Source organism: Streptomyces mesophilus (assembly GCF_040300965.1).
GTDB lineage: Bacteria > Actinomycetota > Actinomycetes > Streptomycetales > Streptomycetaceae > Streptomyces > Streptomyces mesophilus_A.
The window spans coordinates 1-7,228 of the sequence record NZ_JBEPEW010000247.1; the positions used below are offsets into that span (position 1 = coordinate 1).

5 protein-coding genes and 1 pseudogene are annotated in these 7,228 nt (G+C 72.7%); 2 read left to right on the forward strand and 4 right to left on the reverse strand.

The features are described 5' to 3' along the window. Nucleotides 1–1,210 (forward strand): tetratricopeptide repeat protein (locus tag ABT367_RS39890; RefSeq protein WP_352258680.1); only part of this gene is annotated, 1,210 nt, incomplete at its 5' end. Nucleotides 1,211–1,310: 100 nt separating this feature from the next. Here the strand turns inward: ABT367_RS39890 and ABT367_RS39895 are convergent. The 3 genes from ABT367_RS39895 to ABT367_RS39905 form a co-directional block, all read right to left on the reverse strand. Next, nucleotides 1,311–2,552, reverse strand: coding sequence for a DegT/DnrJ/EryC1/StrS family aminotransferase (locus tag ABT367_RS39895; protein WP_352258682.1), 1,242 nt, complete (start codon nucleotides 2,550–2,552; stop codon nucleotides 1,311–1,313). Between the two features lie 68 nt (nucleotides 2,553–2,620). Further along, nucleotides 2,621–3,709 (reverse strand): GNAT family N-acetyltransferase, encoded by a 1,089-nt coding sequence (locus tag ABT367_RS39900; RefSeq protein ID WP_352258683.1) that lies wholly within the window; start codon nucleotides 3,707–3,709, stop codon nucleotides 2,621–2,623. A gap of 204 nt (nucleotides 3,710–3,913) precedes the next feature. Beyond that, entirely contained in the window at nucleotides 3,914–5,086 is a 1,173-nt protein-coding gene (locus ABT367_RS39905; protein WP_352258685.1) for a winged helix DNA-binding domain-containing protein, read from the reverse strand. Between the two features lie 280 nt (nucleotides 5,087–5,366). Here ABT367_RS39905 and ABT367_RS39910 point away from each other — a divergent pair, with 280 nt between their 5' ends. Further along, nucleotides 5,367–7,013 (forward strand): TlrC/CarA/OleB/SrmB family ABC-F type ribosomal protection protein, encoded by a 1,647-nt coding sequence (locus tag ABT367_RS39910; protein ID WP_352258687.1) that lies wholly within the window; start codon nucleotides 5,367–5,369, stop codon nucleotides 7,011–7,013. Between the two features lie 34 nt (nucleotides 7,014–7,047). On the opposite strand, the pseudogene ABT367_RS39915 reads toward ABT367_RS39910, so the two are convergent. Next, nucleotides 7,048–7,228: pseudogene (locus ABT367_RS39915) on the reverse strand (hypothetical protein); the annotation flags it as partial.

Consider the following 7,228-nt stretch of genomic DNA (forward strand, 5'->3'; position numbering starts at 1 on the left):
GGCCGCCGGGGTGCGGACGCGGGCGCTGCGGCTGCATCTGGCGGCCGCGCGGACGGCGAGCGACTGGGGGGTTGCCGGGTTTCCCAGCGGACCTTCGCATGAGGACGGGGCCATCGGCGCCATCCCTTTCGCCGACCGCGAAGCCCACGGGGACACCCGAATCGCCGACCGCGAAGCCCACGGGGACACCCCAATCGCCGACCGCGAAGCCCACGGGGACACCCCAATCGCCAACCTCGAGCCCCACGGGAACACCCCCTCCCCCGGCCGCTTCGACGACTGGCGCGAGGCCGAGAGCTGGCTGGACTCGTTCGGCGGTGAACTGCCGGATGTCGTCGGGCATGCCGTCGCGTTCGGGGAGTACGGCCTGGCGTGCTGGATCGCGGAGGCGTACACCGACTATTTCGTACGGCAGGGGCGCTATCACGAGTGCCAGACCGCGCTCGAGCTGGCGCTCCCCCACGCCGACCGGTCCGGCGATCCGCGGATGCCGCTCGCCCTGCGCGCCTGCCTCGGCTACACGGCCATCCACCAGCGCCGCTACACACAGGCCCGCGCGCTGTGCACGGAGGCGCTCGAACGCGCCCGCCGGCTCGGCTTCCCCGGCGAGGAGGCCCGCGCACTGACCGGTCTCGGTGCCACCGCGCTGAGCGTCGGCGAGGGCGAACAGGCCCTCGCCCACGTCACCGCGGCCGCCGAGCTGTGCCGGGCCGGGGGAGACCACTGGCTCGGGTCGATGGCGTTGCTCATCCAGGGCCTCTCGCACCAGTTCGCGGGACGCGGCGACGCGGCGCTCACCAGCTTCACCGAGGCCCGCCGCCACGCCGAGGCCGACGGCCGCCCGCGCATGCTCGGCCGCATCCTCAGCTCCAGCGCCGACATCCACCTGCGCCACGGCCGGTACGCCGAGGCCGTCCGGCTCCTGACGGAGGCGGTGCGTCTGGTGGAGCAGGGCGGAGAGGTGTTCCTGGGCGCCCGGAGCCTGACGCGGCTCGGCACGGCGGTGCACGGCCGGGGCGACCCCGGCGCCGCTATCCTGCTGCACCAACAGGCCCTGCTCCAGCTGCAGTTGCTCTCCCCGCTGACCGAACCGAGTTACGCCTGGCTCGAGATGGATATCCGTACCCGTCTCGGCGGTGCGCTCATGGCGACGGGACGCATCGCCGAGGCCCGGCGGCAGTACGACGGGGTGGTGCGGGCGTGGGGGTGAGGGGACAGACCCCTCCCTCCCGGGGGACGAGCCCTTCCAAGGCTATCGGCACCCACTGACAACGCAGGCGCCTCGTCCGGCGCGGACCCTCGTCGGGCCCCTACGATGCCCGCTCGTCCGGCGACACCCCCAGCCTGTGCGAGCGCCCGTCCGGCGGCGGTGGGGTGAAGCGGGCCCTGCGGGCGCCCTCGTGGTGCAGGGCCCGGATGATGCGGGTCGACTGCAGCGGGTCCGCCGGCAGGACGTGTGCCGCGAACCAGCGCGCGGCCTCGGGCGACGGGGACGGGTCGGTGAACTCCAGGCCCGCGTAGTCGTCCAGGGGCGGGTCGTAGAGGTAGCCCACGACGAGGCCGTGGCCGACCAGGCGGTCGACCAGGACGTCGCGGTCGTGGACCAGGAGCGGGGCCCGGAACAGCGCGACCGGCCCCTCGTGGGCGAGGCGGTCGCGCAGCGCCGGGGAGGCCCAGGTGGTGCCGGTCAGCTCGGTGACGCCCGCGCGGCGACGGGCCAGGTTCCCGTCCAGGGCGGCGAGCCGCGCCGCCAACTGGGCGCGCACCAGCGGCCCGTGGCGGTGGCGCCAGCTGTGCAGATCGACACGTAACCAGGAGTCGTACGCGGACAGGTTCGGCGCCCGGGTCCCGGACACGGCCAGGCGGGGGGCCTCGAGCGGCATCCGGTAGCCCTCGCGCTCCAGGAGACCGAGGCGTTGCGCCGCCCGCCAGACCGGGCGCACCAGGTGCAGGGTGCGCACGGCCGAGCGGGCCAGCGGGAGCAGCGCCGTCGCCACGTCCTCGCGCAGCCGCGCGGGCAGCAGCAGGTCGTCGCGCAGCCGCTCCAGTTCACGCCGGGTCCGCGCGTCGCCGACGGCGAGGAAGCCGCCCGCCTTTCCCGCCACGTGCTTGCCGAGGCTGAACGCGCCCGCCGTCCCGAAGGTGCCGATCGCCTGGCCGTCGACATGGGTGCCGATGGCGTGCGCGGCGTCCTCGAAGAGCGGGATCCCCAACTCCTCGCAGCGGTCCCGCAGTTCGCGGACGCGGTCCGGCATCCCGTACAGATTCGTCGTCAGGACCGCGTCGACGCTCCGCCAGAGCGGCTCCGGCACGGCGTCGGGGTCGATGTTCCCGTCCGCCGCCGAGACCGGCGCCTGCACGGGACGCAGTCCGGCCGCGAGCACCACGAACAGGATCACGTCGTCGTTCACCGGCGACATCAGCACTCGGTCGCCCGGCCGGCACCAGCGGCGCAGCGCCAGATAGAGCGCGAGCCGGGCCGAGGGCGTGAACAGGCACTCCCGTCCGAGACGCCGCGTCATCGCGGCGGCGAGTCTCGCTCCGTACGGCATGGGCCACTTCCTTCCGTACAACCTGCTGTGCATACGGGGTCGTGCAGCCGCGCTCGGGGGAGCAGAGCTCAGTGCGCGCCGCGGCCCGTCCTGAGCGAGCCCGCCGCCTTCAGAAGCCGGTCCGCGGGCTCGCGCAGCCGGGGGTGGGCGTTGACGGTGTTGCGCAGGCCGCGGACGGGGCGCCGCCAGGTCTGCAAGGCGGCGGCGACGGGGTGCGGGCGGGTCGCGAAGCCTTCGGCGACGCGCAGTTCACGGGTCTTCAGCCAGTCCTTGTACGTCTTGTCGCCGCGCCCGAAGTCCATGACCTGCACACCTTGGCGGCCCGCCGACTCGGCCATCCGCAGATGCATCATCAAGCCCGGTGAGTAGTAGTGCAGTTCGGGGTCGTACGTGGTGAACCAGGCGGCGAACACGGTGCGCGACGTCGGCCCGAAGTGCACCGCGACCGGCCGGTCCCCCGCGTAGAGGACGGACATGACCCCCGTGAAGTGCTCCTCGCGCACCTCGAAGAGGTCCTCGACGAGCGCCACGATCCAGGGTTTGGCGAAGCGGTCCATCCGCCCTGTCCTGCGGTACTGCGCCGACTTCCAGTCCATCAGCTGCCGCAGCATGACCGGATCGCGCTCGTCGTAGACGAAGCGCAGCTCACCGTGGTCGCGCGCGAGCCTCCGCTCCTTCTTGAGAGTGGTCTTGGCGAGGCCGGGGTAGGTGGCGCGCAGCCATTCGGCATACGTTCCGTCGCCGGCCTTGAGGTCGACGACGGGCGAGGCGAAGGTGCCGGTGACGAACGGGGCGAACGGCCGCTGTCCGGCGGCGAGATGGTCGAACTCGAAGACGGCGAGCCCGCAGGCGCGAAGCAGCTGCCGGGTGTTCCAGGTGACGCCGGGCCGGTGGACGAGGGCCTGGCTGTCGGAGAGCCCGAGCCCGATCGCCCGGCCGACACCCAAGGTGCCGCGTTCATACGGCAGGAAGCCGACGGGCTCGTTCTTCTGGCGCAGCACCGCGACCCGGGCGGAGGGTCGGTGGCGGCCGACGCCGGCGGCGAACTCCGGTGCCAGAAAGGGGTTCGCATACAGCGGCGATTCGTCCATCGCCTTGTGCCAGGCCTTGCGGAGCTCGTCGTTCAGCTCCTGCGGTCTGTGGATCGATATGTCCACGCGGTCCGCCCTCCACGGGTGAGACCGGGGGCGGGCCCGTTTTGGCCATGCTGAGCAGCGGCGGCCGCCCCCCGGTTCCCCCGCCCCCTGCCGGGCTCAAACGTCGCGAAACCGCATGCACGCTGTCAAGGCTCTTCAACGCAATGGATTGGTCATGAGTACGCAACGCGGGGCGAAAGCGACAGGTGGGGCGGGAGCAAGGGCTCAGGCGAGGAGCTCCTTGGTGAGGGGCGCGGGGAAGTTGACCCTCAACTCACCGGCGTCCAGGAGGGTTTGCAGCCTCTCCTGCGCGGCGTCGATGAGCGCCGTTCCGTCGGCCCCGGATTCGGTGAACAGGCGTCGGACCAGTTCGCCCGTCGGGCGCTGGGCCCAGGTGCCGACGATATGGCCGTCCAGCCAGATCGTGGGGCCACCGTTGCCCGCCGAGTCGAAGAGCAGTGGACGGTGCGCGGGATCGAGGCAGAAGTCGCGGTGCTGCCAGCCCATCGTGGCCGGGTCGAGACCCGGCAGGAAGGCGGCCCACGGGGTGACCTCCCGCGGTGTGCGCGCATCAAGGTCCCAGCCACGCCCTGCCTCGCCCAGGTCCACCTCTTCGGGCTCGATCCGCGCCAGCGCGCGCCGCACATCGCGGAAGGTCCAGCCGGTCCACCACTTCAGGTCCGCCTCCGTACCCGGTCCGTACGCGGTGAGCCAGCGGCGCACCAAGTCGGCCTGGGCGGCGGCGGGGTCGACGCCGGGAAGCTCGGGGGCCGGGTGGTACCGGAACCGGCTCGACGTCCAGCCGCCGACGGGGCGGCCGCGGCTCACCTTGCCCTCCATGGCGAGCAGCCGGAGCAGCTCACCGCCCACCCGCACGGTGGACGCATAGCGCTTACCCGGGCTGAGCGTGATCTTCGCCTGCAACTCCGGTACGGCTTCGGTGAGTTCGGGCGCCGACGCCTCACCCAGCTCGGCGAGAGCGGCCAGCGCCTTCGCGGCCGCGACATCCAGCCAGCGCTCGTCGCGCGCGGGGGCGGCGGCCGCCAAGTGCTTGACCAAGGTGGCGCGTTCACGTGCGGCCATCGACTTCGGGGTGGCGTGATGGAAGACCGGGGCGAGGTCGGCGGGTACGACGAAGAGGGTGCGCCGCATGCAGTGCATGCGCAGCAGGGTGCGGTCCTCATAAAGGGCACGGTCGACGTCGGCGGGTCCGGACGCGGCTTCGGCGAGGCGCGCGGACGCGGAAAGGGTGACCGTGGCGGCGTCGGTGGCGTGCAGGCCCACGAGGGTTTCGGCGACGTCCTCGGTACGGGCGGCACGGGCTGCGGGGTGCAGGAGATGACGTACTGCGAGGCGGGCTCGGCGGTCGGCCGGGGTGATGCGGCGGAGGGCGGGCATGGGGGGCAGGGTAGGCGTTCCGGACGAGACGACCGAGCAAGCAGCGGGGAAGGACCCCGTCAAGCACGCAGCCGAGACCGGCCCCCATCAAGCGAGACGAGACGAACCGTCTTGCCAAATCGAAGGCAACCCCGTACCTTCATACGCATGGGTTCCCTGTGATCACCGCCGACGCCGCCGCGTAGAGCCTCGCTCCGCGGCCGGCGTGCCGTGCCGTCATCCCACCCGCCGCGAGCAGAGGTCGTCCCCCTCGCGGTCCGATCCCGAAGGGGGCCCGCGCATGCCTGCGCCGACAGCCCAGCTCTCCGTCCACGAGGTCACCAAGCGCTACGAGACCGGAACGCAGCCCGTCCTCGACCACATCACCTTCACCGTGAAGCCCGGCGAGAAAGTCGGGATCATCGGTGACAACGGGTCCGGGAAGTCCACCCTGCTCAAGCTGCTCGCCGGCGAACTCGCCCCCACCACGGGCGAGCTGACCGTCACCGCCCCCGGCGGTGTCGGCTATCTGGCACAGAGCCTGGACCTGCCGCCCGAAGCCACCGTGCAGGACGCCGTCGACGTGGCACTCGCCGACATCCGGTCCATGGAACGGGAGTTGAGGACCGCCGAGGAGGCCCTCGAAGGTCTCCGGGGACCGGACCTCGACGCAGCGCTCCACTCGTACGCCGGGATCCTCGCCCGCTTCGAGGCGCGCGACGGATACCAGGCCGACGCCCGCGTCGACCTCGCCCTGCACGGCCTCGGCCTGCCCGGGCTCGTACGCGGGCGCCGCCTCGGCACCCTGTCCGGCGGCGAACGCTCCCGGCTCGCGCTCGCCGCGACCCTGGCCGCCGAACCGGAGTTGCTCCTGCTCGACGAACCCACCAACGACCTCGACGACCGCGCCCTCGCCTGGCTGGAGGACCATCTGCGCCGCCGGCGCGGCACGGTCGTCGCGGTCACCCACGACCGGGTGTTCCTGGAGAACCTGACCAGCACGATCCTGGAGGTCGACGAGGCGAAGGTGACCCGCTACGGGGACGGCTACCGCGGCTACGTCACGGCGAAGGCCGCCGAACGCCGCCGCCGTATCCAGGAGTACGAGCACTGGCGCGACGAACTCGCCCGCAACCGGAAGCTCGCCGAGTCCAACGTCGCGCGTCTGGACGCCATCCCGCGCAAGGTCCCGCTCGCGGTCTTCGGACACGGCGGGTTCCGGGCGCGGGGGCGCGGACACGGCGCGATGGTGCGGATCCGCAACGCCAAGGAGCGGGTGGCACGCCTGACGTCGGAGCCGGCCCAACCGCCGCCGGACCCACTGCGGTTGACCGCGGACATCACGCGAGCGGACGGCCCGCGGAACGAGTCGGCGGCCGAGCTGACCGCCGTCCGCGTACCGGACCGTCTCGACCTGCCGTATCTGCGTCTCGGGCCGGCCGAGCGGCTGCTGATCACGGGTCCGAACGGGGCGGGCAAGTCCACCCTGCTCGCCGTCCTGGCGGGTGAGCTCACGCCGTCGTCCGGCACCGTCCGCGTACCCGGCCGGGTCGGTCATCTGCGTCAGCGGGAGACCCCGTGGCCCGCCGGCATGCCGCTGCTGCGGGCGTTCGCGTACGGCCGCAGCGGCACGGTCGACGAACACCGTGAACTGTTCCTGTCCCTGGGCCTGTTCACGCCGTCCGACCTGCGGCTGCGCGTCGGCGAACTCTCGTACGGCCAGCGCCGCCGCATCGAACTGGCCCGCCTGGTCACCGAGGAGGTCGACCTGCTGCTGCTCGACGAGCCTACGAACCACCTCTCCCCCGCCCTCGTCGAGGAGCTGGAGGAGGCCCTGGACTCCTACGAGGGCGCGCTGATCGTGGTCACGCACGACCGGCGGATGCGGGAGCGGTTCGTGGGCCGCCGCCTGGAGCTCGCGGAGGGCAGCCCGGCGCTGAGCCGGTGAACGGCCCGGCGCCAGGCAGGCAGCGGCCCGCCGCTCAGCCGGTGAACCGCTGGACGTACCGCTTCTGCCAGGGCGTCTCCACGGCGCGGCGGTCATAGTTCCGGCGTACGAAGGCCACGGCCTCGTGCGCCGGGACTCCGTCGAAGAGGACGGCATCGACGCGGGCAAGAAGGCGCTCGGCGAAGGCGTCGACTGGACCACCGACAAGGTGGGCC

Excerpts from the sequence above, each read along its gene's own strand:
- ABT367_RS39895 (WP_352258682.1), bottom strand. The coding sequence starts at position 2,552 with ATGCCGTACGGAGCGAGACTCGCCGCCGCGATGACGCGGCGTCTCGGA.
- ABT367_RS39905 (WP_352258685.1), bottom strand. The coding sequence starts at position 5,086 with ATGCCCGCCCTCCGCCGCATCACCCCGGCCGACCGCCGAGCCCGCCTC.
- ABT367_RS39910 (WP_352258687.1), top strand. The coding sequence starts at position 5,367 with ATGCCTGCGCCGACAGCCCAGCTCTCCGTCCACGAGGTCACCAAGCGC.